The 26,743-nt window shown below is 69.5% G+C and carries 26 protein-coding genes; 10 read left to right on the top strand and 16 right to left on the bottom strand.

Annotated features, from left to right (window positions below; all coding sequences use genetic code 11):
* Nucleotides 1-57: 57 nt before the first annotated feature.
* The 4 genes from ACWDOP_RS23345 to clpS form a co-directional block, all read right to left on the bottom strand.
* A complete protein-coding gene (locus ACWDOP_RS23345) occupies nucleotides 58-474 on the bottom strand; it encodes a Mov34/MPN/PAD-1 family protein (RefSeq protein WP_456346758.1) in 417 nt (138 codons plus the stop codon).
* 152 nt (nucleotides 475-626) lie between these two features.
* The gene (locus tag ACWDOP_RS23340; RefSeq protein WP_456346757.1) at nucleotides 627-1,691 is read right to left on the bottom strand and encodes a P1 family peptidase; all 1,065 of its coding nucleotides are present in this window, start codon (nucleotides 1,689-1,691) and stop codon (nucleotides 627-629) included.
* A gap of 29 nt (nucleotides 1,692-1,720) precedes the next feature.
* Nucleotides 1,721-2,290: an oxidative stress transcriptional regulator AosR gene (gene aosR / locus ACWDOP_RS23335; protein WP_454205476.1), complete on the bottom strand. Its 570-nt coding sequence runs from the start codon at nucleotides 2,288-2,290 to the stop codon at nucleotides 1,721-1,723.
* 22 nt (nucleotides 2,291-2,312) lie between these two features.
* Nucleotides 2,313-2,711 (bottom strand): ATP-dependent Clp protease adapter ClpS, encoded by a 399-nt coding sequence (gene clpS, locus ACWDOP_RS23330; protein ID WP_456346756.1) that lies wholly within the window; start codon nucleotides 2,709-2,711, stop codon nucleotides 2,313-2,315.
* 124 nt (nucleotides 2,712-2,835) lie between these two features.
* Between clpS and ACWDOP_RS23325 the strand changes: the two genes are divergently transcribed.
* On the top strand, nucleotides 2,836-4,146 hold the full coding sequence (locus ACWDOP_RS23325) for a nicotinate phosphoribosyltransferase (protein ID WP_456346755.1): 1,311 nt from the start codon (nucleotides 2,836-2,838) through the stop codon (nucleotides 4,144-4,146).
* Here ACWDOP_RS23325 and ACWDOP_RS23320 read toward each other — a convergent pair.
* Entirely contained in the window at nucleotides 4,121-4,294 is a 174-nt protein-coding gene (locus ACWDOP_RS23320; protein ID WP_456346754.1) for a hypothetical protein, read from the bottom strand. The genes ACWDOP_RS23325 and ACWDOP_RS23320 overlap by 26 nt on opposite strands.
* Nucleotides 4,295-4,440: 146 nt before the next feature.
* Between ACWDOP_RS23320 and ACWDOP_RS23315 the strand changes: the two genes are divergently transcribed.
* Both ACWDOP_RS23315 and ACWDOP_RS23310 read left to right on the top strand, forming a co-directional pair.
* Nucleotides 4,441-5,010, top strand: a complete 570-nt coding sequence (locus tag ACWDOP_RS23315) for a nicotinamidase (RefSeq protein ID WP_456346753.1) — start codon at nucleotides 4,441-4,443, stop codon at nucleotides 5,008-5,010.
* A 71-nt stretch (nucleotides 5,011-5,081) separates the two neighbouring features.
* On the top strand, nucleotides 5,082-7,145 hold the full coding sequence (locus ACWDOP_RS23310; RefSeq protein ID WP_456346752.1) for an ATP-dependent DNA helicase: 2,064 nt from the start codon (nucleotides 5,082-5,084) through the stop codon (nucleotides 7,143-7,145).
* A 143-nt stretch (nucleotides 7,146-7,288) separates the two neighbouring features.
* Here the strand turns inward: ACWDOP_RS23310 and ACWDOP_RS23305 are convergent, their stop codons facing one another.
* Both ACWDOP_RS23305 and ACWDOP_RS23300 read right to left on the bottom strand, forming a co-directional pair.
* Entirely contained in the window at nucleotides 7,289-7,825 is a 537-nt protein-coding gene (locus tag ACWDOP_RS23305; RefSeq protein WP_456346751.1) for a DoxX family protein, read from the bottom strand.
* A gap of 162 nt (nucleotides 7,826-7,987) precedes the next feature.
* Nucleotides 7,988-9,349, bottom strand: a complete 1,362-nt coding sequence (locus ACWDOP_RS23300; protein ID WP_454205483.1) for an NCS2 family permease — start codon at nucleotides 9,347-9,349, stop codon at nucleotides 7,988-7,990.
* 295 nt (nucleotides 9,350-9,644) lie between these two features.
* Here ACWDOP_RS23300 and ACWDOP_RS23295 point away from each other — a divergent pair, with 295 nt between their 5' ends.
* Nucleotides 9,645-11,696 (top strand): AMP-binding protein, encoded by a 2,052-nt coding sequence (locus ACWDOP_RS23295; protein ID WP_456346750.1) that lies wholly within the window; start codon nucleotides 9,645-9,647, stop codon nucleotides 11,694-11,696.
* Here ACWDOP_RS23295 and glgP read toward each other — a convergent pair.
* Nucleotides 11,693-14,260, bottom strand: a complete 2,568-nt coding sequence (glgP, locus tag ACWDOP_RS23290; protein ID WP_456346749.1) for an alpha-glucan family phosphorylase — start codon at nucleotides 14,258-14,260, stop codon at nucleotides 11,693-11,695. The two genes, ACWDOP_RS23295 and glgP, sit on opposite strands and share 4 nt — an antisense overlap.
* 174 nt (nucleotides 14,261-14,434) lie before the next feature.
* Between glgP and ACWDOP_RS23285 the strand changes: the two genes are divergently transcribed.
* From ACWDOP_RS23285 to ACWDOP_RS23270, 4 genes are all read left to right on the top strand, one after another.
* Complete coding sequence (locus ACWDOP_RS23285) at nucleotides 14,435-15,094, top strand: PaaI family thioesterase (protein WP_456346748.1); 660 nt, start codon at nucleotides 14,435-14,437, stop codon at nucleotides 15,092-15,094.
* A gap of 31 nt (nucleotides 15,095-15,125) precedes the next feature.
* Nucleotides 15,126-17,129: an alpha-1,4-glucan--maltose-1-phosphate maltosyltransferase gene (locus ACWDOP_RS23280; RefSeq protein WP_456346747.1), complete on the top strand. Its 2,004-nt coding sequence runs from the start codon at nucleotides 15,126-15,128 to the stop codon at nucleotides 17,127-17,129.
* Entirely contained in the window at nucleotides 17,126-19,327 is a 2,202-nt protein-coding gene (glgB, locus tag ACWDOP_RS23275) for a 1,4-alpha-glucan branching protein GlgB (RefSeq protein ID WP_456346746.1), read from the top strand. The genes ACWDOP_RS23280 and glgB overlap by 4 nt, the downstream gene beginning before the upstream one ends.
* 101 nt (nucleotides 19,328-19,428) lie before the next feature.
* Entirely contained in the window at nucleotides 19,429-19,674 is a 246-nt protein-coding gene (locus ACWDOP_RS23270; protein ID WP_456346745.1) for a hypothetical protein, read from the top strand.
* 103 nt (nucleotides 19,675-19,777) lie between these two features.
* Here ACWDOP_RS23270 and ACWDOP_RS23265 read toward each other — a convergent pair whose 3' ends face one another.
* The 3 genes from ACWDOP_RS23265 to ACWDOP_RS23255 form a co-directional block, all read right to left on the bottom strand.
* Nucleotides 19,778-20,629 (bottom strand): tetratricopeptide repeat protein, encoded by an 852-nt coding sequence (locus tag ACWDOP_RS23265; RefSeq protein WP_456346834.1) that lies wholly within the window; start codon nucleotides 20,627-20,629, stop codon nucleotides 19,778-19,780.
* 58 nt (nucleotides 20,630-20,687) lie between these two features.
* Nucleotides 20,688-21,062: a DUF3817 domain-containing protein gene (locus ACWDOP_RS23260; protein WP_454205490.1), complete on the bottom strand. Its 375-nt coding sequence runs from the start codon at nucleotides 21,060-21,062 to the stop codon at nucleotides 20,688-20,690.
* Between the two features lie 204 nt (nucleotides 21,063-21,266).
* A complete protein-coding gene (locus ACWDOP_RS23255) occupies nucleotides 21,267-22,448 on the bottom strand; it encodes an acetyl-CoA C-acetyltransferase (protein WP_456346744.1) in 1,182 nt (393 codons plus the stop codon).
* Between the two features lie 113 nt (nucleotides 22,449-22,561).
* Between ACWDOP_RS23255 and mce the strand changes: the two genes are divergently transcribed.
* On the top strand, nucleotides 22,562-23,032 hold the full coding sequence (mce, locus tag ACWDOP_RS23250) for a methylmalonyl-CoA epimerase (RefSeq protein ID WP_454205492.1): 471 nt from the start codon (nucleotides 22,562-22,564) through the stop codon (nucleotides 23,030-23,032).
* Between the two features lie 86 nt (nucleotides 23,033-23,118).
* A complete protein-coding gene (locus ACWDOP_RS23245) occupies nucleotides 23,119-24,093 on the top strand; it encodes a hypothetical protein (RefSeq protein WP_454205493.1) in 975 nt (324 codons plus the stop codon).
* Nucleotides 24,094-24,211: 118 nt separating this feature from the next.
* Here ACWDOP_RS23245 and ACWDOP_RS23240 read toward each other — a convergent pair whose 3' ends face one another.
* From ACWDOP_RS23240 to nucS, 5 genes are all read right to left on the bottom strand, one after another.
* Nucleotides 24,212-24,646 (bottom strand): hypothetical protein, encoded by a 435-nt coding sequence (locus ACWDOP_RS23240; protein ID WP_456346743.1) that lies wholly within the window; start codon nucleotides 24,644-24,646, stop codon nucleotides 24,212-24,214.
* Nucleotides 24,647-24,662: 16 nt separating this feature from the next.
* Nucleotides 24,663-25,103 (bottom strand): hypothetical protein, encoded by a 441-nt coding sequence (locus ACWDOP_RS23235; RefSeq protein WP_456346742.1) that lies wholly within the window; start codon nucleotides 25,101-25,103, stop codon nucleotides 24,663-24,665.
* A gap of 91 nt (nucleotides 25,104-25,194) precedes the next feature.
* Nucleotides 25,195-25,428 (bottom strand): hypothetical protein, encoded by a 234-nt coding sequence (locus ACWDOP_RS23230; RefSeq protein ID WP_456346741.1) that lies wholly within the window; start codon nucleotides 25,426-25,428, stop codon nucleotides 25,195-25,197.
* 120 nt (nucleotides 25,429-25,548) lie between these two features.
* Complete coding sequence (locus ACWDOP_RS23225) at nucleotides 25,549-25,854, bottom strand: ATP/GTP-binding protein (protein ID WP_454205498.1); 306 nt, start codon at nucleotides 25,852-25,854, stop codon at nucleotides 25,549-25,551.
* Between the two features lie 10 nt (nucleotides 25,855-25,864).
* Nucleotides 25,865-26,545, bottom strand: a complete 681-nt coding sequence (gene nucS, locus ACWDOP_RS23220) for an endonuclease NucS (protein WP_454205499.1) — start codon at nucleotides 26,543-26,545, stop codon at nucleotides 25,865-25,867.
* Between the last annotated feature and the right edge of the window lie 198 nt (nucleotides 26,546-26,743).

Here is a 26,743-nt window from a genome sequence, read left to right as displayed (position 1 = left end):
GTTGGGCTCCTTCGTCGCGGGAGAGTGGGTTGCGGTGGGTTCTTCCGGGCCCGCGGCTCAGTCCGGGGGCAGGATCAGGTGCACCGGTTCCTCGGTGACCACCCCGTCCACGATGCGGTAGCTGCGCAGTTCGTGCACCTCGGGATCGCGGGTGGAGATCAGCACGTAGTGCGCGTTGGGCTCGGACGCGTAGGAGATGTCGGTCCGGCTCGGGTACGCCTCGGTCGCGGTGTGCGAGTGGTAGATGACCACGGGCTCCTCGTCGGCGTCGTCCATCGCGCGCCACACGCGCAGCTGTTCACCGGAGTCGAAGCGGTAGAAGGTCGGCGAGCGCTCGGCGTTGACCATGGGGATGAAGCGTTCGGCGCGGTCCGAGCCCTCCGGCCCGGCGATCACGCCGCACGCCTCGTCGGGGTGGTCGGCGCGCGCGTGCGCGACCATCGCGTCCACGAGGTCGGCTCTGATCACCAGCACCGTCGAAATCCTCCCGCCGGTTCGTGCCTGTGCGATGGGCTCACCGCTCGAAGGCGGTCAACCTGTCAGCCTAGGCAACCTATTCCCGGCGTGCCCGATGACACCCCCGCGCGCGGGGCCGGCGTATCGGGCGGCGGCCGGCCGGGACCTGGTCAGCCGCCGAACAGGTCCGCGTAGGACGGGATTCCGGCGACGGTCGTGGCCGAGAGGATGGCGTCCACGATCGCGCGTTCCACGCATACCGCTGCGGCCGTGCACAATTCGTCGAGCATGAGCAGGTCGGCCGGGAACGCGGGCGGCAGCGGGAAGGCCGGGGCGGACGGGGACGCGGTACCGGTGGCGAGGGCGAACAGGGTGTCGCCGTCCAGGGGCGAGTGCGCGGGGCGGATGGCGCGGGCGAGCCCGTCGTGCGCGGTGGCGGCCAGGCGGCGGCAGCCGGCCGGATCGAGCGCGGCGTCGGTGGCCACGACGCCGATGGTGGTGTTCAGGACCGTGCCCTTGACCGGGAGCGCGTTGGCCGCGGTCAGCGCGTCGGCGGCGGCCGGGCGCAGGCCGAAGTGCGCCGCGCCGTCGGTGCCCGCGCCCCAGGGCAGTCCGGTGCGCGGATCGAACACCGAGCCGACCGGATTGGCGACGATGAGCGCGCCCACGGTGATGCCCGCGGCCGGGCCCTCGGTGAAGTACACGCTGGCGGTGCCGACCCCGCCCTTGATCGACCCCGCGCGGGCGCCCGCCCCGGCGCCCACCGAACCGCGCGCGAACTCGACCGCGGCGGCCTCGGACGCCAGGAAGCCGAAATCGGCGGTGGGCCGAATGTGCCAGGCGCCCACCGGCAGATCGAAGATGACCGCGCCGGGGACGATGGGCACCACGCGCGTGGGGTCGGCGGGATCCATGGGGATGCCCTCGCCGTGTTCCTCGAGCCAGCGCATGACGCCGTCGGCGGCGGCCAGGCCGTACGCGCTGCCGCCGGTGAGCAGCACCGCGTTCAACCGCCGGACGGTGTTGCCCGGATCGAGCAGGTCGGTTTCGCGGGTGCCGGGACCGCCGCCGCGCACGTCCACCGAGGCGGTCGCGCCGCCGGGCACGCGCAGCACGGTGCAGCCGGTGGCGGCGCCGGAGCCGAGGGTGGCGTCCGGGTCGATCGAGTGCTGGTGCCCGACCAATACACCCACCACGTCGGTGATCGAATTACGCGGTCCCGCAACGGTGTTCACGGATTGCACCTCCGGTGGCCGGTACTGGGTCAGGGTGCGAGCGCCTGCAGCAGCGAATCCTGCATCCAGGTCAGCCAGTGGTAGATCTCCAGGCTCGGCGCGCGCGGATCGTCCTCGTCGAGATGGTCGGGCGTGTCGGGGCCGATCTCGAGCGCGGTGCCCAGCGCCAGCCGGGTGTCGTTGAGCGCGGTCAGCCAGGCGTCGGCCTGTTCGGGGGTGAGCACGATCTTGCCGCCCTGGGGCGGGAGCGTCTCGAGCACGACCGATCCCGCGGCCACCTTGGTCTCGATGATGTCGGGTTCGTGCAGGCCGCGCAGGGCGCCGTTGAGCCCGGCGCGCTCGGCGTCGGGTGATCCGGGTTCGCTGCGATGGAAGTCCGGCAGCAGCCGGTGCAGCCGGGGATCATCCGGCGGGACGGTGTTGCCCGTCTGCAGCCCGGTCAGGGCCGCCAGTTCGTCCTCGGGGGCCGAACGCGCCCGCTCGGTGAGCAGCCCGCTGACGGCTCCGATGAGCGAGCGCAGGACCTCGGCCTCGTGCTCGTCCATCTCCGAACGCAGCTTCAGCCCGCCCAGGGAGTTCTTCCTGCTCCACTTCCGCACGGTTCAACCGTAGCCGTCCCGATCACTGGTCCCGTTGCATGGTGGCCCAGAGTCCGGCCGCGTGCAGGCGTTGCACGTCGTGCTCCACCTTGTCGCGCGAGCCGGAGGACACCACGGCCTTGCCCTCGTTGTGCACCTCGAGCATCAGTTCGGTGGCCTTGCCTTTGCTGTAGCCGAACAGCTTCTGGAAGATGTACGTCACGTAGTGCATGAGGTTGACCGGGTCGTCCCAGACCACGGTGACCCACGGCCGGTCCTCGGCCTCCAGAATCTCGGTGTGTTCGACCGTCTCCGGCGTCGCCTGGGGCGCGGAGGCGACGATCACGGCGGACCCGGTCGCCACCTGTGCCGCCGAAGAAACCCCGATCACCCCTGCCGGACCGGCAGCGACCCGGACGGCGTCTTCCATGCACAGACCCATAACGTCCAGGGTACGACTCGACAAAGCAGAAACAACACCCCAGGCAACACGCCGGGCCGACGCGTTCGAAGATCGAGAATTCGGCAAAGTCCTGCGGGCGGCGATTCAGGGCAGTATGGAGACCATGATCGCTGACGGAGTCAACAGCACGGCGTTGCTGACCGACCAGTACGAGCTGACCATGCTCGCCGCGGCCCTGCGGGACGGATCCGCGCAGCGGCGGTGCACCTTCGAGCTGTTCGCGCGCCGGTTGCCGCACGGGCGGCGCTACGGCGTCGTCGCGGGAACCGGCCGGCTGCTGGCGGCCCTGAGCGAATTCCGGTTCGGCGAACCGGAATTGGCGGTGGTGGCGAAGTTCCTGGACGAACCGACGGTGGCGTGGCTGCGCGACTACCGGTTCACCGGCGACATCGACGGGTATCGCGAAGGCGAGCTGTACTTTCCGGGTTCGCCGGTGCTCACCGTGCGCGGCACCTTCGCCGAATGCGTACTGCTGGAAACGCTGGCGCTGTCGATCTACAACCACGACAGCGCCATCGCCTCGGCCGCGGCGCGCATGGTGAGCGCCGCCGGCGGCCGGCGGATGATCGAAATGGGTTCGCGCCGAACGCACGAGCTCGCCGCGCCCGCGGCCGCCCGCGCCGCGTACCTGGCCGGGCTCGACGCCACCTCGAACCTGGAGGCGGTGCGCAGCTTCGGGGTGCCGGGCGCGGGCACCAGCGCGCACGCTTTCACCCTGCTGCACAGCGCCGCCGACGGGCAGCACGAGGCCGCGGCCTTCCGCAGCCAGATCGAGGCGCTCGGGGTCGGCACCACGCTGCTGGTCGACACCTTCGACATCGCGCAGGGCGTCGCCACCGCCGTCGAGGTCGCCGGTCCCGAATTGGGCGGCGTGCGTATCGATTCCGGTGATCTGGGCGTGCTGGCGCGGCAGGTGCGCGAGCAGCTCGACGGGCTCGGCGCCACCCGCACCCGCATCGTGGTGTCCGGCGATCTCGACGAATACGCCATCGCCGCGCTGCGGGCCGAACCGGTCGACGTGTACGGGGTGGGCACCGCGCTGGTGACCGGCTCGGGCGCGCCCACCGCGGGGATGGTCTACAAGCTGGTCGAGGTCGAGGGGGTCCCGGTCGCGAAACGCAGCTCGCACAAGGAATCTCGTGGCGGCGGCAAGAAGGCGGTGCGACTGGTGCGGCGCACCGGAACCCTGATCGAGGAGATCGTCTACCCCGAGACCGCGCAGCTGCCCGCGGCCAACGGGTACGAGGTGCGCGAGTTGCAGACGCCGCTGGTGCGCGCCGGCGCGGTCGTGCCCGGGCAGCCGACGCTGGCCGAGAGCCGCGACCTGGTCGCGCGCGGCCTGGTCAGCCTGCCGTGGGAGGGGCTCAAACTCTCCGCGGGCGATCCGGCTATCCCGACGACCTTCCTGAGCTGATCCGGCGGCGCAGCCACGCCACGCCCGCGACGGCCAGCACGCCCAGGATCAGCCCGCGGCCGTACAGGGCGACGGTGTCGTTGCCGGCGATCTCGATGAGGATCCCCATGACGATGAGGAACAGCACCAGCATGACCATGCGATTCACGGTGTTCTCCCGGTTCTCGGCGTTCGTCCCGTCCGGGTGCGCGGCACCGCCGCCCGGGCGGATGGACGGGTGACGCGCCCGGGCGGCACAATGCTCTACGCGGGCGGAACCGCCGCAGTTCATCCGCGATCCCCGGAGGTCGACCCATGAGCCGAGCCCTGATCGTCGTCGACGTACAGAACGACTTCTGCGAGGGCGGCTCGCTCGCCGTCACCGGCGGCGCCGCGGTGGCCGAGCGGATCACCGAGTACCTGGGCGTGTCGGACTACGCCGCGATCGTCGCCACCCGCGACTTCCACATCGATCCGGGCGCGCACTTCTCCGAGCACCCCGACTACGTGGACAGCTGGCCCCCGCACTGCCGGGTCGGCACCCCCGGGGCGGACTTCCATCCGAGCCTCGATACCGCGCCCGTCGCCGAGATCTTCTCCAAAGGAGCTTATACGGCGGCGTATTCGGGTTTCGAGGGCACCGCCTCCGGCGGCTCCACCACCCTGGCGGACTGGCTGCGCGCCCGCGACATCGACACCGTCGACATCTGCGGCATCGCCACCGACCACTGCGTGCGCGCCACGGCCCTCGATGCCCGCGCCGCGGGCTTCGGCACCCGCGTGCTGCTGGGCCTGACCGCCGCGGTCACGCCCGCCACCGTGCCCACCGCCCTGGACGCCCTGCGCGCCGCGGGCGTGGAGCTGGCCGGCGCCCTGGAGCGCTGACCACCTGCGCGCGGTGCGTTCGCTGCATCTCGCGCGGGACCTTGTCGGCACCGGCCGTTAGGCTGGCCGCCGTGCCCGAACTCCCTCCCGTTCCCAAGCTCCTGTCCACCGCGGTGCAGGCACTCGGCGGTAAGGAACGCAAGGGTCAGCAGACGATGGCGGCCGCGGTCGCGCATTCCATCGACACCGGGGAGCACCTGGCCGTGCAGGCCGGGACCGGCACCGGTAAGTCGCTGGCGTATCTGGTGCCGAGCCTGCGGCACGCGGTGCGCACCGGGCGCACCGTGGTGGTGTCGACGGCGACCATCGCGCTGCAGCGCCAGCTCGTCGACCGGGATTTGCCGCGCTTGACCGCGGCGCTGGCCGAACCGCTCGGGCGGGTGGCGCAGTTCGCGATTCTCAAGGGCCGCAACAACTATCTGTGCCTGAACAAGATCAATAGCGCGATTCCGGACGAACCCGCCGAGGCGGAACTGTTCGACGCCTTCGCCATCTCCCGGCTCGGGCGCGAGGTGCAGCGCCTCAACGAATGGGTGTCCGACACCGAGACCGGCGATCGCGACGAACTCGCGCCCGGCGTCAGCGACCGCGCCTGGCGGCAGGTGAGCGTGAGTTCGCGGGAGTGCCTGGGCAAGTCGCGCTGCGCGTTCGGGCAGGACTGCTTCGCGGAGAAGGCGCGCGCGGAATCCGGGGCCGCCGACGTGGTGGTCACCAATCACGCGCTGCTGGCTATCGACGCCATCAGCGGAATCCAGGTGCTGCCCGAACACGACGTGGTCGTGGTGGACGAGGCGCACGAACTGGTGGACAGGGTCACCGGCGTGGCCACCGCCGAACTCTCCACCGGCGGCATCAGCACCGCGGCCAAGCGCTGCACCAAGCTCATCGACGAGCAGGAGGTCGATCGGCTCGAGGGCGCGGCGGAAGCCTGGCACGCCCTGCTCGATGATCTCGCGCCCGGCCGCTGGGACCGGATGCCCGACGGCGCGGCCCCGGTGCTGGCGCTGATCCGCGACGCCGCCTGGAACGCGCGCACCGCGCTCGCGCCGTCGGGTTCGGCGAATCCGCAGGCCGATCCGGAGTCGGCCGCGGCCCGCAATCAGGCGCTCTCGGCCGTGGAGGAGGTGCACGACGCCGCGGTGCGCGTGCTCACCACCTTCGAGGAGGCCGATCCGGCGGCCCATCGCGACGTCATCTGGCTCGCGGCCGACGACGTGCGCGGGGTCGCCCGGCGCACCCTGCACATGGCGCCGCTGTCGGTGGGCGGGCTGCTGCGCAGCCGGCTGTTCGGCGCGTCCACGGTCGTGCTGACTTCGGCGACGTTGCAGGTCGGCGGCTCGTTCGACAATCTCGCGGTCACCTGGGGGCTGCCGCCGGAGAACGCGAGCAAGGTGGATCCGGCGCTCGCCAGCGGCATCGAAGCACCCTCGGACGCGGACAAGCTGCGCTGGAATTCCTGCGACGTCGGGTCGCCCTTCGACCACGCCAAGTCCGGAATCCTGTACGTGGCAAAGCATTTGCCCGCGCCCGGGCGGGACGGCCTGCCGCCGTCCTACCTGGAGGAGATCGAGCAGCTCATCGTGGCCGCCAACGGCCGCACCCTGGGCCTGTTCTCGTCCATGCGCGCGGCGAAGGCCGCCACCGAGGCCCTGCGCGAACGGCTGGACACCCCGATCCTGTGCCAGGGCGACGATGCCACCGGGGCTCTGGTGCGCAAGTTCGCCGACGACCCGGAAACCTCGCTGTTCGGCACCCTGTCGCTGTGGCAGGGCGTCGATGTCCCGGGGCCGTCGCTGAGTCTGGTTATCCTGGACCGCATTCCGTTCCCCCGCCCGGATGACCCGCTGCTGGTGGCGCGTCAGCGCGCGGTGGAATCGCGGGGCGGCAACGGATTTCTCTCGGTCGCGGCCAATCACGCGGCGCTGCTGCTGGCGCAGGGCACCGGCAGGCTCCTGCGCAGCGTGGACGATCGCGGTGTCATCGCTATTCTCGATTCGCGACTCGCGACCGCCCGCTACGGCGGATATCTGCGGGCGTCGTTGCCGCCCTATTGGGAGACATCGGATCCCGCGGTCGTACGAAAAGCCTTGGAGCGTCTCACGAAAAGCGGCGCGCCGAGCAAGACTCCCGTGTGAGACCGCTCACAAGGTTGGTCCATACTTCCGTTCGAAAGTAAATTGGCTCTCGATGCGCCGGTGGACCCCCAATTCCCACATCGGCTGTGTCCGTAGTCCCCGCGCCAAGCCCTGCACGCGGCGCGGGGACCCGAAACTTCGAATTACAACGCCCACTTGAGGATCAGCGTGCCGACCCCGGCCGCGAGCGCCAGGACCACCGCGCCCAGGCCCCACACCAGCCCCTGCCGCTGCCACGGGCGGCCGGCGTCGAGGGAGTACCGGCCCGGACCGGTGAAGGCCAGCGTGGTGATCGCGATCGTGAACAGCAGCGCCATCTCGTAGACCGCCAGCCCGTCACCCCAGGTGGCGTGCAGCGCGTTGACCATGGTGCCCAGCGCGATCGCCGCGGCCAGCGGGGTCGCCAGGCCGAGCAGCAGGAGCAGGCCGCCGACGAGTTCGGTCACACCGGCGAGCGTGCCGAAGAGCGCGCCGGGGTTGTAGCCCATGGCGTCGAACGATTCCTGGGTCGCGGTCAGGCCGTACCCGTTGAACCAGCCGAAGAGCTTCTGCGCGCCGTGCACGGCCAGCAGCCCGCCGAAACCGGCCCGCAGGACCAGCAGGCCGACATCGGAGGCGGTGGCGTTCGCGGCGACGGTGCCGGATTCGGGAGTGGCGGTGGCCTTTTCGGTGGTGGTCATGGCTCTCTCATTCCTCGTCGGTCCGGTGCTGTGGAAGCAACGCCGCGCACCGCTCCGATCCAGAGAACCGGACTGCGGTCCGCATCGCTGCCGACAGTTCCAACCAACCGGGCCGTGCCGCACGGTATTCCGGGCCTCACGACAGAGAAGTTGTGACCCGCGTTACTCGGCGAGGAACCAGAAGTACGACAGGAAGACCAGCGCGAGCACCCACATGACCGGATGCACCTCGCGCGCACGGCGTTTGGCGATCATGACCACCGGGTAGAACAGCAGGCCCATCGCGATGCCGTTCGCGATGGAGTAGGTCAGCGGCATCATGATCACGGTGATGAACGCCGGAACCGCGTATTCCAAACGGCTCCAGTCGATATCGCCGAGCGCGCGGGACATCAGCACGCCCACCACGATCAGCGCGGGCGCGGTCACCGCGGGCACGCCCGCGACGACGGCGAACAGCGGGAAGAAGAACATCGCCGCCAGGAACCAGCCGGCGGTGGAGACCGCGGTCAGGCCGGTGCGGCCGCCCGCGCTCACCCCCGCGGTGGACTCGACGTACGCGGTGGTGGTCGAGGTGCCGATGATCGCGCCCGCGGTCGTGCCGACCGAGTCGGCGGCCAGCGCCTGCCCGGCGCGCTCGAGCTTGCCGTCCTTGGTCAGCAGCCCGGCCTGATTGGCCACGCCGATCAGGGTGCCCGAGGCGTCGAAGAAGTCGACGAAGAGCATGGTCAGCACCACGATGATCATCTGCCCGGTGAAGGCGTCGGGCAGATGAATGATCGCCTGGCCGAAGGTCTGATCGAGTCCGTGCGGCAGCGCCGCGACCGAACCCGGCAGTTCCACCAGGCCGCTGACGACGCCGACCACGGTGGTCGACAGGATCCCGTACAGCACCGCGCCGTGCCAGCCCAGCACCAGGAAGATCACCGTCACCAGCAGGCCGAACAGCGCGAGCAGCGTGGTGCCCTTGTGGAAGTCGCCCAGGTGCACGAAGGTCGCCTCGCTGGCGACCACGATGCCGGCGTTCTTGAGGCCCAGGAAGGCCACGAACATGCCGATGCCCGCGCCGACCGCGAGCTTCATCTGCAGCGGTATCGCGTCGATGATCTTCTCGCGCACCTTGGTGATGGCCAGGATGAAGAAGATGACGCCCGAGAGCAACGTGCCCGAGAGGGCTTCCTGCCACGGGATGCCCATGGTGAGCACGACGGTGTAGGCGAAGAAGGCGTTCAGGCCCATACCGGGCGCGAGCGCCACCGGGTACTTGGCCCAGATCCCCATCACCAGCGTGCCGACGACCGCGGCGACCGCGGTGGCGGTGAACACCGCCTGCATGGGCATGCCCTTGTCGCCCAGCGGACCTTCGTCGCCCAGGATGGCCGGGTTTACCGCGAGCACGTAGGACATCGCGAGGAAGGTGATCGTTCCGGCCATCAGCTCACGCCGGATGGTGGAACCGTGCGCGGTGACGCCGAAGTACTCGTCGACGCGCCCCTTGGTGCGCGTGAGGACGCCGGTGCTCATGAGTGTGGTGTCTCCAGTCGGCGGGTAACGGGGAACGGGAGCGGCGCCGGCAGGTACAGCAGGTGCCCTGGGCACCGTACTTGTCTGGTTCGCCGGAACTTCACTCGGCCCGGCGAATCGTGAGCAATCGCACCTGCCTCAACCAAGAAATCACAGCATCACCTGCGCAATCAGTGGGCAATTAAACTCATTACCCACCGGTATTTCCAAACGCTTGCGGGTAACTGTCTGGGACGTTACACATACATTATCCGCCGACCCGAGACTCGAACCGGCCGACGAGAATTGCACGCCTGTGGTCACAGATGTCATCGACGCGGTCGCCGAATTCGCGGTCCCGCGCACCGCGTTGTGGAGCGTGCTCGTCGAGCCGCAGTCCTACCCGCGCCTGTTCCGCGGCATCGGCGCGTGCGAGCAGGTCGACGCCGCCGCCGAACACCCCACCCTGAATCTGCGGATCGGCAACGCCGACAGTGAGATTCGCACCCTGCAGGTCCAGCTCCGGCTCGGCCGCGACGAGGAGGGGCTGGAGATCCACCACGCGGACTCCGGCAGCTTCGCCACGATCCGGCTGCGCGAGGACCGCGGCCGCACCAGGGTCGTCGTCACCTATTTCAAAGCCGCACAGGCACATCCGCCGCTGCGACAGGTGCCCAACTCGGCGGTGATCGGCTGGACCCTGGCCGGGCTGACCCGCGCCGCCGAGCTCATCACCGGCGCACCCACCGCCTACCTGAACAACGGCGAGGACTCCCCGCTGCGCCGCCGGGCCGGCGTCGCCAAACGCATGGTGGCCTCGGGCGTGGTCCGCACCTATCACCCCGGGGTCGGGCTCAAACAGCTCGGCGGCCTGGCCAGATGGGGGTTCAGCCTGGCGGGCGGCTACGCCGCGGCGGCCGCGCACTCCCCGGCCCGGACCGCGGTGATCGACGACAGGTCCACCAGCAGCTTCGATCGGTTGCACGGGCGCACCGACGCGCTGGCCGGTTCGCTGGCGGCGCTCGGACTCGGCGGCACCGGCGTGGGCCTGCTGTGCCGCAACCACACCGGCATGGTCGAGGTGATGGTGGCCGCGGGCAAGGCCGGCACCGACTGCGTGCTGCTCAACACCGGACTGCCCGCCCGCCAGATCGAGGAGATCGTGCACCGGCACAAGCTCGCGGCGCTGTTCGTGGACAGCGAATTCGAGCATCTGGTGCGGTACGTACCCGCGGACCTGCCGCGCTTCACCCCCGACGACCGGCGGCCGGACGCGGGCCGCACGACCATCGACGACCTCGTCGCCGCCCGGCAGCGCGTCACCGGCAAGCCGCCCCGCGCCGGGCGGCTCATCGTGCTCACCTCCGGCACCAGCGGCACCCCCAAGGGCGCACGCCGCCCGCACCCCAAGGGTTTCGGCACGGTGGCCGCGCTGCTGTCGCGGATTCCGTTCGGCACCGACGAGACGATGTTCATCCCGTCACCGCTGTTCCACACCTGGGGGCTGGCGGCGCTGCAGATAGCCACCGCGATTCGCGCCACCATCGTGCTCAACGACCGCTTCGACGCCGAGGACTGCCTGCGCCGCATCCAGGAACAACGGATCACCGCGCTGATCGTGGTGCCGGTCATGGTGAATCGCATCCTCGACCTGCCCGCGCACGTGCGCGAGCGCTACGACGTGTCGAGCCTGAAGGTGGTGGCCAGCTGCGGCGCGCCGCTGTCCGGGGCCACGGTGGTGGAGTTCCTGGAGACCTTCGGCGACATCCTCTACAACGTGTACGGCTCCACCGAGGTGAGCTGGGCGAGCATCGCCGATCCCGCCGATCTGCGGGTCTCCCCCACCACCGCCGGGCGACCGCCGCTCGGCACCAGAATCGGTGTGCTGGGCCCGGATCGGCGGCGGCTGCCGGTGGGGGCCGTGGGGCGCATCTTCATCGGCAACCACATGCTCTTCGACGGCTACACCGACGCCACCCCGCCGGACGAGTCCGACGGCATGCTCGACACCGGCGACATCGGATATCTGGACGCGGACGGCAAGCTCTTCGTGGCGGGCCGGGACGACGAGATGATCATCTCCGGCGGGGAGAACGTCTTCCCGCGTGCGGTGGAGGAGGCGCTCTCGCATCTGCCGCAGGTGAGCGAGGTCGCCGTGGTGGGGGTGCCCGATCGCGAATTCGGCCAGCGGCTGGCGGCTTTCGTGGTCAAACGGCCCGGCGCCGGGCTGGACTCGGACATGGTTCGCACCTACATCCGGCACCGGGTGAGCCGGTTCTCGGTACCGCGCGATGTGACCTTCCTGGAAGCGTTGCCGCGCAACGCCACCGGGAAGATCCTCAAACGCACCCTGGCGCAGCCGGGTTAGGGGCTCGGGGTGGCGACCAGGCCCAGCTCGGCCGGCCCGGCCAGCAGCGGGTGGGCGGGCAGAATCCGGATCGTGTACCCGACCGCGCCCGAGATCGGCACCTCGGTCTTCACCTCGAAAAGCTCCGCGCCGGAATCGGTCCCGGTGTGCGTCATGGGCACGCCGTGCACGTCGGAGAGATCGTCGGCGGTGTCGACCCGGCCCAGCACGGCCTGCACGCTGACGTCGGCGGGACTCAGCCCCGCGAGATCGATCCGCGCGCGCAGGGCCAGCGTCGCGCCGATCACCGGGATGTCGGGCAGCCCGGAGGCGTCGACCTGCACGACCTTGACGGCGGGCCAGGCGGATTCGATCCGGCGGCGGTACTCCGCCAGCTCGCGGGCGCCCCGGAAATCGTCCTGGGCGACGGCCGCGAACGCCGCCGCGGCCGGGGCGTACAGCTCGACCGCGTAGTCACGAACCATGCGCGAGGCCAGCACCTTCGGGCCCAGCGTCCGCAGGGTGTGCCGGACCATCTCCATCCAGCGCACCGGCAGGTCGTCGTGATCGCGGTCGTAGAAGCGCGGCAGCACCGCGCGTTCGAGCAGTTCGTACAGCGCCGACGCCTCGAGATCGTCGCGGCGCTCGTCGTCGCGCACGCCGTCGGCGGTCGGGATGGCCCAGCCGTTCTCCCCGTCGTACATCTCGTCCCACCAGCCGTCGCGGATGGAGAGATTGAGACCGCCGTTGAGCGCGGACTTCATTCCGGAGGTGCCGCAGGCCTCGAGCGGGCGCAGCGGATTGTTCAGCCACACATCGCAACCCCAGTACAGGTACCTGGCCATGGACATGTCGTAGTTGGGCAGGAACACGATGCGATGGCGGATCTCCGGATCGTCGGCGAACCGGACGACCTGCTGGATGAGGGCCTTGCCGCCGTCATCGGCGGGATGGGATTTGCCCGCCACCACCAGCTGCACCGGGCGCTCGGGATCGAGCAGCATCGCCCGCAGCCGCTCGGGATCGCGCAGCATGAGGGTCAGGCGTTTGTAGGTGGGCACACGGCGCGCGAAGCCGACGGTCAGCACCTTCGGGTCGAAAACCTGATCCACCCAGCCCAATTCGGCCGGGGCGGCGCCGCGCTCGAGCCAGGAGGCGCGCACCCGGCGGCGCACCTCGTCGACCAGCAGTCCGCGCAGATCGTTTCGGGTGGACCACAGTTCGCGCAGATCCACATCGCACAGCCGCTCCCAGCCGCGCGCCTCCTCGACCAGCTCGTCACCGATGAGCTCGCGAGCCTTGTCGATCCACTCGCGCGCGGCCCAGGTGGGGGCGTGCACGCCGTTGGTGATGGAGCCGATCGGCACCTCGGTGGCGTCGAATCCCGGCCACAGCGGCGCGAACATGTCCCGGCTGACCTCGCCGTGCAGGCGGGAGACGCCGTTGGCGCGCTGGGCCAGGCGCAGGCCGAGATGCGCCATGTTGAACACCGAGGGATCGGCCTCGCGGCCCATGGCCAGGATGCGATCCACCGAAACGCCCGGCAGCACCGGGGATTCGCGGTCGCCGTGCGCGCCGCCGAAGTAGCGGCGCACCAGCGCGCCCGCGAACCTGTCGATGCCGGCCGGGACCGGGGTGTGGGTGGTGAAGACGGTGCCCGCCCGCACGGCGGTCAGCGCGGCGTCGAAATCCATTCCCGCGGTCATGAATTCGCGAATGCGCTCGATGCCGAGGAAACCGGCGTGGCCCTCGTTCATATGGAACACGTCGGGATCGGGCAGGCCGTTGGCGCGGGTGAACGCCCGCACCGCGCGCACGCCGCCGATACCGGCGAGGATCTCCTGTTTGATGCGGTGGTCCTGATCGCCGCCGTACAGCCGGTCGGTGACCGCGCGCAGCTCCGGATCGTTCTCCGCGATGTCGGAGTCCAGCAGCAGCAGGGGAATCCGGCCCACCTGGGCGATCCACACCCGGGCGCGCAGCACCCGGCCCTCGGGCATGGCGACGTGGATCAGCACCGGCGCGCCGCCCTCGGTGAGCAACCGCAGCGGCAGCCCCTGCGGATCGAGCGCCGGGTAGTGCTCGGCCTGCCAGCCGTCGGCGGTCAGCGACTGCCGGAAATAGCCGGAGCGGTAGAGCAATCCGACGCCGATGAGCGGCAGGCCCAGATCGGATGCGGCCTTGAGATGGTCGCCCGCCAAAATGCCGAGCCCGCCCGAATAGTTCGGCAGCACCTCGGTCACGCCGAACTCCATCGAGAAGTAGGCGATCCCGCGCGGCCCGCTCTCCTGCCGCTGGAACCAGCGCGGGCGCGCCAGGTAGTCGCGCAGGTCCGCGGCGGCGGCGTCGACCCGGCGGGTGTACGCCTCGTCCCCGGCGAGCTCGTCGAGCCGGGCGGCGGGCACCTCCCCCAGCATCCGCACCGGGTCGCGCCCGACCTCGACCCACAGCCCCTGATCCAGCTGTGCGAACACATCCTGGGTCTGCGCGTCCCAGGACCAGCGCAGGTTCGTAGCCAGCTCGGTCAGCGCGGACAGCCGATCGGGCAGGTGGGCGCGAACCGTAAATCGACGCAGTGCCTTCACGGTGCCCATTCTGCCCTCCGCCGCGCTCCGGGCGAGTTCACGGGCCCCGAAGTCTCGTTCTTCGCTCCCCCGCTGCTCCGCCGCGCTCCCCGGTCCGGTACGAGACGGGCCGTGAACGAGCTCGGCGCGGAGCCCCGACGGGAGCATCCTCCGGGCAACCGATAACGTGTTCTCATGAGCGAACAGCAGGTCGAGGCGGTTGACGCCGTGCCCACCGCGGAACATCACGAAGGTGGCTTCCGCCCGATCGCGGACCTCGGGCGCGACTTCACCGTCGGCGGGCCGCACTACGGCGAGTTCGTCGACCAGGTGCGCACGCTGATGGACAAGGTGCGTCTGGCCAATCCGACCGACGAGATCGCGCTGGACGCCATCGCCACCCTGAAGGAGCTCAACGACAAGCTCGACGCGGTCGTGACCGACGAATGGTCCGCCCCGACCTGGCATCGCACCGACCTGCCCTCCCGCGGCAACATCACGCTGCCTCCGTTCCTGGTGGATTCGGCGTCCAAGGACGGGGTGCACGCGCGCATCACCTTCCGCACCTTCCACCTGGGCGGCAACAACGCCGCGCACGGCGGGCACATCGGGCTCGGGTTCGACGACCTGCTCGGTATGACCGCCGCGGTGCACACCCGCGCGGTCACCCGCACCGCGTTCCTGCACGTGGACTACCGCGCCATCACCCCGCTGAACACCGAACTGGCCGTGCACGGCTGGGTCGAGCGGGTGGAGGGCCGCAAGGTCTTCGTCCGCGCGACGATGCACGACGGCGACCGCCTCTGCGCCGAGGCCCACGGGCTGTTCCTGCTGCTCAAGCCCGGCCAGCAGTAGACCGGAGTCCGCAACCGGTAAGTTCTAACGGGTGACCGGCCGCATCGCCATCGATGACACCGCCCCCGCGATTCCCGGGGGCAGGCCCAGTAAAGCCGTCGTCGGCGAGGTCTTCCCGGTGCGCGCGGTGGTGTGGGCCGAGGGCCACGACGCGGTCGCGGCCACCCTCGCGGTGCGCGCGCCCGGTTCCTCGCGCACCCAGCGCATTCGCATGACGCCCGAGTACCAGCCCGACGTGTTCAACGGCGTGTTCACACCCGGCAAACCCGGGCTCTGGACCTATCGCGTCGAGGGCTGGACCGACCCGCTGACCACGTGGCGAGCCGGCGTCGAAGCCAAACTCTCGGTGGGTCAGAGCGCGGCGGACCTGGCCAACGACCTCGAGATCGGCGCCCGCCTGCTCGACCGCGCCGCCCAGGCCGTGCCCAAACGGCAGTGGGAGATACTGCACGCCGCCGCGACCGCGCTGCGCGGGGACGCCCAGCTGCCCGCGCGGGTGGCCGCGGCGTTCGGCTCCGAGGTCGCGGAGATCCTGCGCGAGACGCCGCTGCGCGAATTGGTCACGCAGGGACCGCGATTCAGCGTGCTGGTGGAACGCCGGCGCGCGCTGTTCGGAGCCTGGTACGAGTTCTTCCCCCGCTCCACCGGCGGCTGGGACGCCGCGGGCACACCGGTGCACGGCACCTTCGCCACCGCCGCCCGGGACCTGCCGCGCATCGCGGGCATGGGCTTCGACGTGGTCTACCTGCCACCGGTGCATCCGATCGGCACGATCAATCGCAAGGGCCGCAACAACTCCCTGACCGCCGAGCCCGGGGACGTCGGCTCGCCGTGGGCCATCGGCTCCGCCGAGGGCGGCCACGACGCCATCCACCCGGCCCTCGGCACCGAGGCGGACTTCGTCGAATTCGTCGGGGCCGCACGCGAACTGGGCATGGAGGTCGCGCTCGATCTGGCCCTGCAGTGCGCACCGGACCACCCGTGGGTGCGGGCGCATCCGGAATGGTTCACCACGCTGCCGGACGGCACCATCGCGTTCGCGGAGAACCCACCCAAGAAGTACCAGGACATCTACCCGGTCAATTTCGACAACGATCCGGACGGGCTCTACGCCGAGGTGCTGCGGGTGGTGCGGCACTGGATCGGCCTGGGCGTCACCATCTTCCGCGTCGACAACCCGCACACCAAACCCGCCGACTTCTGGGAATGGCTGATCGCCCAGGTGCACCGCAGGCACCCGGAGATCATCTTCCTGTCCGAGGCGTTCACCCGCCCGGCGCGGCTCTACGGCCTGGCCCGGCGCGGATTCACCCAGTCGTACACCTACTTCACCTGGCGCACGCACAAGCACGAACTCGCCGAGTTCGGCCGCGAACTGGCCGCCAAAGCCGATGAGGCCCGGCCGAACCTGTTCGTGAACACCCCGGACATCCTGCACGAGAGCCTGCAGCACGGCGGCCCGGGCATGTTCGCCATCCGCGCGGTGCTGGCCGCCACCCTCGGGCCCACCTGGGGCGTGTACTCGGGCTTCGAACTGTTCGAGCACCAGGCGGTGCAGCCGGGCAGCGAGGAATACCTGAACTCGGAGAAGTACGAACTGCGCCCGCGGCACTTCACCGCGGCGGACGCGCGCGGAGAATCGCTGTCGCCGTTGCTGACCCGGCTCAACGAGATCCGCCGCGCCCATCCGGCGCTGCAGCAGCTGCGGTGCATCCACTTCCACCACACCGATTCCGACGCGCTGCTGGCCTTCTCCAAGTTCGATCCCACCACCGGCGACGCCGTGCTCGTCGTGGTGAACCTCAATCCCTTCGGCGCCGAACAGGGCGTCGTCGCACTGGATCTGCCCGCCATCGGCCGGGAATGGCACGACCGCCCGGTCGTCGTCGACGAGATCACCGGCGAGCAATACCACTGGGGCCAGAGCAATTACGTGCGCCTGGACCCCGCCCGCGCGGTCGCGCACATCCTGGTGCTGCCCCCGGTGCCCGCCGCCGCCCGCACCGAACTCGCCCATCGCAGATCCTTCGGATGAACCGGCGCGATCTGCTGCTGCTGGCCGCGGGAACGCATCCCGATCCGCACACCGTGCTCGGTGCGCACCCGCACGCCGGGGGCACCACGGTGCGCGTGCTGCGACCGCACGCGGCCACCGTGCACGCGCGCGTCGGCGACCGGGACCTGCCGCTCGAGCACATCGGGCACGGCGTCTTCGAAGCCGTGCTGCCCTTCGAACACCTGTGGGACTACCGCGTCGTGGCCGTCTACGCCGGCGGGCGCACCGTCGTCGACGCCGACGGCTACCGATTCCTGCCCACCCTGGGCGAATTGGATCTGCACCTGTTCAACGAGGGCCGCCACGAACGACTCTGGGAGGTGCTCGGCGCGCATCCGCGGCGCTACACCACCCTGGACGGCGAGGTCACCGGCACCTCCTTCGCGGTGTGGGCGCCCAACGCGCGCGGGGTCGCGGTCATCGGCGACTTCGACGGGTGGAGCGGGCACACCGCACCCATGCGCCGGCTCGGCGGATCCGGGGTGTGGGAGGTGTTCCTGCCCGGCATCGAACCCGGCGACAAGTACAAGTACCGGGTGCACGGCGCGAACGGGCACACCGCCGATCACGCCGACCCCATGGCCTTCGCCACCGAAACCCCGCCCGCCACCGCCTCGATCGTCGCGGACGGCGGCTTCGGGTGGGACGACGCGGACTGGATCCGCGCCCGCGAGCGCACCGATCCCACCCGGGCGCCGATGAGCGTGTACGAGGTGCACCTCGGGTCGTGGCGCCCCGGGCTCCGCTATCGCGAACTCGCCGAGCAGCTCGCGAAATACGTTGTGGAACAGGGCTTCACACACGTCGAGCTGCTGCCGGTGGCCGAGCACCCGTTCGGCGGCTCCTGGGGCTACCAGGTCACCTCCTACTACGCCCCCACCGCGCGCTTCGGCTCACCGGACGACTTCCGCTGGTTCATCGATCATCTGCACCGGCGCGGCATCGGCGTGCTGCTGGACTGGGTACCCGCGCATTTCCCGCGCGACGACTGGGCGCTGGCCCGCTTCGACGGCACCGCCCTGTACGAGCACCCGGACCCCCGGCGCGGTGAGCAACTCGACTGGGGCACCTACGTTTTCGACTTCGGCCGGCGCGAGGTGCGCAACTTCCTGGTCGCCAACGCCCGGTACTGGATCGAGGAGTTCCACATCGACGGCCTGCGCGTGGACGCGGTCGCCTCCATGCTCTACCTGGACTACTCGCGCCCGGACTGGGAGCCCAATGTCCATGGGGGCCGGGAGAATCTGGAGGCGGTGGCGTTCCTGCAGGAGATGAACGCGACCGTGCACAAGCACCATCCGGGCGTGGTCACCATCGCCGAGGAATCCACCACCTGGCCCGGCGTCACCCGGCCCACCGAGGTCGGCGGACTCGGGTTCACCATGAAGTGGAACATGGGCTGGATGCACGACACCCTGGGCTATCTCGGCCACGATCCCGTGCACCGCGCCTGGCATCACAACGAACTCACCTTCTCCCTCACCTACGCGTGGAGCGAGCACTACGTGCTGCCCATCAGTCACGACGAGGTCGTGCACGGCAAGGGCACGCTGTGGACCCGGATGCCCGGCGACGACTTCGCCCGCGCCAGCGGCGTGCGGGCGCTGCTGGCCTACATGTGGGCGCATCCGGGCAAGCAACTGCTGTTCATGGGACAGGAATTCGGCCAGTTCCGGGAATGGGACCACGATCGCGGCCTGGACTGGCACGAACTGGACAACCCGCTGCACCGCGGCATCGCCCTGCTGGTGCGCGACCTGAACGCCCGCTATCGCGCCACCACCGCGCTGTGGAGCCAGGACACCTCGCCCGGCGGCTACTCGTGGATCGACGCGGACGATCGCGAGAACAACGTGGTGTCGTTCCTGCGCTACGGCACCGACGGCTCCATCCTGGCCTGCGTCTACAACTTCTCCGGGACAGAGCACCGCGGGTACCGCGTGGGCCTGCCCGGCGCGGGGGTGTGGCGGGAGGTGCTCAACACCGACGCTATCGCTTACGGCGGCAACGGAATCGGCAATCTCGGCGCGGTCACCGCGACCGCCGAACCGTGGCACGGACGCCCGGCGTCGGCGGTGCTCACCCTGCCGCCCAGCAGCGGGGTGTGGTTCGTGCCGGTGGACGCGCCCGCCGCCGCGGTGCGCCCGAAACCGCGATCGGCGCCGGCACCCGAATAGCCGTGCCACCGAATGTGTGGGCTGCCCAAGCCCTTTCCCGGGTGGTGAACTGGCTCCCGTCGGGGCGACCATCGAATCTCTTGGGATAGGAACGAATCTTGATGAAGAAGCTGAGCACTGTCGCGATCATCGGCGTCGCGGCCGCCGGAATCATCGGTGGCGCGGCCGGTACCGCCGCCGCGCAGGTGACCCTGCAGCCGGTGACCGAGATCGCGCCCGGCGAGCCGGACCCCAACGGCACCGGCTCCTCGGCGACCGCGCTCTCCGAGCTGGTGCAGAAGCTCATCGCGGGCAGCTCCAAGGCCCCGGCGACGCCGGGCACCCCGGACACCACCCCCGACGCCTAGTTTCCGGCGGGTTCGACAAGGACCGGGCCCCCTCCGCGATGTCGCGGAGGGGGCCCGGTTCTTCTGCTCGTAAAACCGTGCGGCGCAGCGGAAGCCGCCGGTATCAGTACAGCGCGGCGGCCAGCTTGCGACGCGCGGCCGTCACGATCGGCTCGGCCGGATCGAACAGGTCGAACAGCTCGAGCAGGTGCGTGCGCACCCGGGTGCGATCGTCGCCCGCGGTCCGCTTGACCAGCGCGATCAGGCGATCGAACGCGGCCTCGGTCTGCTGGTTGAACATCTCCAGATCGGCGGCGGCCAGCGCGGCGTCCAGATCGCTCGGATCGGCGTCGGCCTTGGCGAGCGCCTCGGGATCGACCTCCTGCACCCGGGCGATGAACTGCACCTGGCGCAGCGCGGCCTTGGCCTCGGCGTTGTTCGGCTCGGCGTTCAGGATCGCCTTGTACGCGGCGACGGCGGTGTCGAAATCGCCACGCTCCAAAGCCTCTTCGGCCGCGACGAAGCGCGGGTCCTCGGGCGCCTCGGCCTCGGCCTCACCCTCGGGGACGCCGCCCTCGAGCTTGCCGCGCACCGCGTCCACCACGGCCGCGAGCCACTGGCGCACCTGCGGTTCGGGCTGGTTGCCGGTGAAGTCGGCCAGCGGCTGCCCGGCGGCCACGGCCACCACGGTCGGAATGCCCTGCACGCCGAAGGCCTGCGCGATGCGCATGTTGGCCTCGGCCTCGATGGTCGCCAGATCCCATTCGCCGCCGTTGTCGGCGTACAACCGCTCGAGCAGCTTCACCAGTTCGACGCTGCCGGGGCTGCGCTGGGAGTACAGCACCACCACCACCGGCACGTGCGTCGAACGGCGCAGCACCTTGTGCTCGAAATCGGCCTCGGTGACAGCGTGGTCGCCGGGAACATCCGTGGCTACCGGCTGCTTCAGTGCGGACAGGTCCACCGCGCCGGACATGGCGGCAGCTGCGGCGGCAGAGGGTCGTCGTGCGGGTCGAGTCACGACATCCAGTCTGTCACGAACGCGCGGGTGCGGGGCTCGCAGGTTCGGTCCGGCGGCCGGTGCTCAGCTCGCCGAGCAGACCGGACTTCGCGGCCCAGAGCTCGAACAGGACCGTGAAGAACGGCGGAATGCTCGACGCCAGCGCGAGCAGCGCAACCCACCAGGGCCACTTCAGTTCCCGCGCGGCCAGCAGCGCCACGATCAGGAACGCCACGAACACCGCGCCGTGGAACATGCCGAACACCTTCACCGGCCACATGATCGGCTCGTCGAGCCGCTTGCAGATCATGCCGACGATCAGCAGAGCCCAGGACACCGCCTCGAGCACCGCGACGAATCGGAACCGTTTGGCAATGGTGCTCAGATCGAAGATATTCACGGCACCCATTGTGCCGGACGACTACGACGCTGTGTCGTGGAGCTGGTCACATGCGTTCGGCACCCGGGGTTCCACCCCGGGACCCGGGCGAAGGGGTTTCCGGGGGCCCAGCCCCCGGACCCCCGAGTCCGGGGTGGGCGGCCGCGCCGACCCCGGGCACGACACCGCCCCGGTCCGTACTACGAACCGGGGCGGTGACTATCAGGCCGATGCTCAGGGCACGCGGATGATCAGGGCGTCGCCCTGACCGCCACCACCGCAGAGGGCGGCCGCGCCGACGCCGCCACCGCGGCGCTTCAGCTCCAGGGCCAGGTGCAGCAGGATCCGGGCGCCGGACATGCCCAGGGGGTGGCCGATGGCGATCGCGCCGCCGTTGACGTTCACCTTCTCGGGGTCGATGCCGAGCTTCGCGGTGGAGGCGAGGCCGACCGCGGCGAACGCCTCGTTGATCTCGACCAGATCCAGATCGGCGGGCGAGATGCCTTCGCGCGCACAGGCCTTCGCGATGGCGTTGGCGGGCTGATCCTGCAGGGTGGAGTCCGGACCGGCCACGACGCCGGCGGCGCCGATCTCGGCGATCCAGCTCAGGCCCAGCTCTTCGGCCTTGGCCTTGCTCATCACGACCACCGCGGCCGCGCCGTCGGAGATCTGCGAGGCCGACCCCGCGGTGATGGTGCCGTCCTTGCGGAACGCCGGGCGCAGCTTGCCGAGCGACTCGACGGTGGTGTCCGCGCGAATGCCCTCGTCGGCGTTGAAGACGACCGGGTCGCCCTTGCGCTGGGGGATGGAGACGGGGGCGACCTCGTCCTCGAACAGGCCGTTCTTCCACGCGGCGGCGGCCTTCTGGTGCGAGGCGGCGGCGAACGCGTCCTGCGCTTCGCGGCTGATCGGCTCGGTGTCGTTCTTCTGCTCGGTGAGCAGGCCCATGGCCTGATCGGTGAACACGTCGTGCAGGCCGTCGTAGGCCATGTGGTCGCGCAGGGTCACATCGCCGTACTTGAAGCCCTCACGGCTCTTCTCCAGCATGTGCGGGGCCCGGGACATGGACTCCTGGCCGCCGGCCACCACGACCTCGTACTCACCCGCGCGGATGAGCTGATCGGCGAGCGCGATCGCGTTGATGCCGGACAGGCACACCTTGTTCAGGGTCAGCGCCGGGACGTCCATCGGGATGCCGGCGGCCGCCGCGGCCTGCCGGGCCGGAATCTGCCCCGCGCCCGCGGTGAGCACCTGGCCCATGATCACGTAGTCGACCTGCTCGGGCGCGACGCCGCCCTTCTCCAGGGCCGCCTTGATGGCGATGCCGCCGAGATCGGAGCCGCTGAAGTCCTTCAGCGATCCGAGCAGCCGGCCCACCGGGGTGCGCGCGCCGGAGACGATGACGGTGGTGGTCACGATGTGCCTCGCTTACGTCGATTGTCGTGGCTCCGCCAACCATCGGAGCCCTACTCAAAGGTAACCCGACCGACCCGGACAACCTTCCTCAGGTGCGCGCTACCGTTGCCAGGGTGAGCAACACCGAGAACACCGAATTCATCCCCACCGAATACATCACCGCGATCGATCACGTCGGTATCGCCGTCCCCGATCTCGATACGGCGGTGGCCTGGTACCGGGACAATCTCGGGATGGTCGAGACGCATCGCGAGATCAACGAGGCGCAGGCCGTGCACGAGGCCATGCTGTCCTATGCGGGCGCTCCGGCGGGAACTGTTGCCTTGCAGTTGCTGGCGCCGCTGAACGACGCGTCGACCATCGCGAAGTTCATCGATCGAAACGGTCCTGGCCTGCAGCAGCTCGCGTACCGCGTCACCGATGTCGAGGCCGTAGCCACGCATCTGCGTTCTCGGGGCTTGCGTTTGCTGTACGACGAGCCCCGTGGTGGCACAGCGGGTTCGCGCATCAACTTCATCCACCCGAAGGATGCTGGCGGTGTGCTGGTCGAACTCGTCGAACCTGCCGCGAAAACTACCCACTAGTACCGACTTCCGCGAGCCTAAAGAGGCTGTAACAACATTCGCGGTCGGGTCACCATCAGTGGTCGACAGGCTGTAGTTTGTGTGCCATGTCGTCCACTGAGCCCGATCGTAATCGCTTCGTTGCGCTGCCCTTTACCGTCGTGCGGAAGGGCTATGACCGTGATGAGGTGCGTAACTACTTCGACCGTTTCGATGCCGAACTGAGGGTCACCGCGACCGATCGCGATGCCGCCGCAGCACAGGCCCGCAACCTGGCAGCCCAGCTGGAGGACGCGCGCGACGAGATCGATGAGCTGCGCAAGGAGGTCGATCGTCTCTCCGTGCCGCCGACCACCGCCGAAGGTATGTCGGATCGTATCTCCCGCATGCTCCGCCTGGCCTCCGACGAGGCCTCCGAGGTCCGCGCCCAGGCGCAGGCCGAGGCCGCCGAGATGATCTCCATCGCGGAGCAGCAGGCCACCGAGATGCGCGGCAAGTACGAGTCGCTGCTCTCGGAGACCAAGGAGAAGCGCGAAGCCCTCGAGATCGAGTTCGAGCAGACCCTCGCCAACGCCCGCTCCGAGGCCAACAAGATCGTCGAGGCCGCCAACGCCGAGGCCGATCGCCTCACCAAGGAGTCCGAGGCCAAGCGCAAGGCCGCGCAGCAGGACTTCGAGGTCACCATGGCCGAGCGCCGCACCAAGCTCACCCGTGCCATGGAGGAGCTCGAGGCCACCTCGCGCGCCGAGGCCGCCCAGCGCATCAAGGACGCCACCGACGAGGCCAACCGCCTCATCACCTCGGCGACCAACACCGCCGATCGCAAGATCGCGCACGCCAAGGAACTGGCCGAGGAGATGCGCGTGCTGCGCGGCCGCGTCCTGGCCCAGCTGCTCGGCATTCGCGGCCAGCTCGACTCCGTGCCGGCCATGCTCGCCGCGGTCAACCGCGAGAGCGAACTGCTCGACGGCTCCCCCGAGCCCCGCTCGCTGGGTAGCAAGTCCAGCAACCGCAAGGCCCTCGATGTCCGCGACGAAGACTCCGTCGAGGACGAGCGCGAGAACGCCGACATCTCCGGCTAGTCCTCCGACCGGGCGACACCCGTTCAACTCGAAGACCGCCCCCGGTTCGGGGGCGGTCTTCCTTATGTATGGGACGCGATCAGCGTGCCCGGGCTCGTGAGCCCGGGCACGCTCCCGACTAGAAGCTGCCGGTGTTCCCTCGACAGCCGCCGGACATCCCGGTCGGGCACTCCACGTTGTAGTCGATGGACTTCGTGCTGATGACCTTTCCGTCGGCGTCCCGCTGGACCACCTCGATGCGGTGCCTGCCGGGAGTCGACGGCTGCCACCCGACATCTACGTAATTGGTCGCCCCCGGGATACAGGCTTCCTTGGAGAAGCGCGTGCTGACCGGGACGAACGGGTCACTCGGCAGATACTTGCCATCGACCGTGATGCGCACCAGTGCACAGTCGGTGGTGGTCACGGCGATCGAGCCGCCCCAGCTCAGATCGAACACCCCGTAATGGGCGGAGACGCCGGTGATATCCGCGGACGCGACGGGGGTCCCCGCGCAGATCGCGGCGATGCCCGCGAATCCGGCCGCCGCCAACACGATTCGATTCGTTCTCATTTCCAACCCCATGTCTTCAGAAGCTGCCGGAGGTCGCCGGGCAATCGCCGCTGGCGGTCTTGGGCGTGTCGCACGGAATGTGGATCACATTGAAATGCGTCGACATCGTGCTGGTGACATTCAACTGGCTGTCCTGCTGCTCCGCGACAACCTGATAGATGCCGAGCTTTTTCGGCTTCCACACCAACCAGCCCTCATGCGTCCCGGGCGTACAGGGCGTATTGGGCGGATTCTGTGGAATGAGCGGCCCGTTGACGAAGTACTCGCCGTCGGCGTAGAGATACACCGGCTTGCAGTCATCCGTCTTGACGGTGACCACCAAGAATTCGGACCCTTCGATCGTCCGATACTGGATGTCCAGGTCGACGATGTCGGCGGAAGCGGCAGGAGCCCCCGCCCAGACGGCGGCAAGAGCGGCGAATCCCGCGACAGCCGCGGCGATTCGGTTTTTTTGCATGACAAATCTCCAAGAGAAAATAGAACTCGCGCCGCGATGTCGGCCGGCGCCGGGGTGACCCGAGGTCAGGAAATGCGGTCTCGGCGGGTATTTACTGGAAGCTGCCGCCGCCGCTGTCCGTGAAGTGAACCGGCAGTGTGTTGCAGGGCTTCAATTCCGCAACCGCTTGCCAATCGTTGAAGATCTGGCCATGCCCCTGGTCACTGGTGTTCGTGGAGGCCGATACGTAGGCGATATCCGCCGACGCCACCGGACTACCCATGACAACGCTGACCGCGACCACCGCGAAGGTGCTCGGCCCCAGGCTGATTCGGCGCACGCTCATCCGATTCCTCTGTTCGATCCCACAGCACTCCCAGGTGAAATGCATGTACTTCAATTTCACTGGGAGAGTAGCGAGCGATGCTGTGGCACAGAACGAAACCGGAGCCCCTGCTTTTCGGGGCTAGGACCAGCGGCGGGTGATGCCGCGGGTGTGGCGGCCCTTCCAGCAACCGGTGTGCCAGTGGCGGCGGTCGTCCTCGCCGCCGTAGGCGGGCCAGGCGACGAGATGGGCTACGCCGGGCGGGATCTCGTGATCGCAGCCCGGGCAGCGGTAGTACTTGGTGGCCCGGGTTCCGGGGATCGTGCGAACTATGTACTCGTCGCCGCCGGGGCCGTCCTCGGTGCGGCCGAAGACGTCTCCGATCGGGCGCGGCTCCGGCTGGGACCGCGCCTGGGAGGACTTGGGACGAGGCTTCCGGCGGGGCATGGCATCGAACCTAGAAGAGCCGGAATTCGTCGCTGTCGGTGCCGCGTAGGGCGTTGTAATCGAGAGTGAGACAGCGGATTCCACGGTCGGTGGCGAGCACCTTCGCCTGCGGCTTGATCTGCTGCGCCGCGAACACACCCGTCACCGGCGCGATGAGGGGATCGCGGTTGAGGAGCTCGAGATAGCGGGTCAGCTGTTCGACGCCGTCGATCTCGCCGCGGCGCTTGATCTCCACCGCCACCGTCGCGCCGTCGGCGTCCCGGCACAGGATGTCCACCGGGCCGATGGCGGTCATGTACTCGCGGCGGATAAGCGTGTAGCCGGCGCCGAGGGTCTCGATGTGCTCCGCGAGCAGCTCCTGCAGGTGCGCCTCGACCCCGTCCTTGACCAGACCCGGGTCCACCCCGAGCTCGTGCTTGGAATCGTGCTCGACTTCCTCGATGGTGATGCGCAGCTCTTCGCCGGCCTTGTTGGTGACTACCCAAAGGTGTTGCGCCGCTCCCGCTTCGGAGTCGCGCTCCTCCACCCAGCAGGGCGGGCTCATCCAGTTCAACGGCTTGTACGAGCCGCCGTCCGAGTGCACCAGCACGGACCCGTCCGCCTTCATCATGATCAGGCGGCGAGCCATGGGCAGATGGGCGGTCAGACGGCCAACGTAATCGACCTGGCAACGAGCTATTACAAGGCGCACCGGACGAGTCTATGCCAGCGGCAATACCACGTGTAATGCACCCGCGCTCTGAATGACGAACGAATTCGCGACGCCGCGGGGCGAGTTACCGTGCCCGGAAACAACGAAACCCCCTGACCGAAGTCAGGGGGTTTCGTGAATGATGTTCCGGCGGTGACCTACTCTCCCACACCCTGTCGAGTGCAGAACCATCGGCGC

This window comes from Nocardia sp. NPDC003693, from assembly GCF_053981095.1.
The sequence above is the reverse complement of the archived record's forward strand: the minus strand, read 5'-3'. Positions and strand labels throughout refer to the sequence as shown.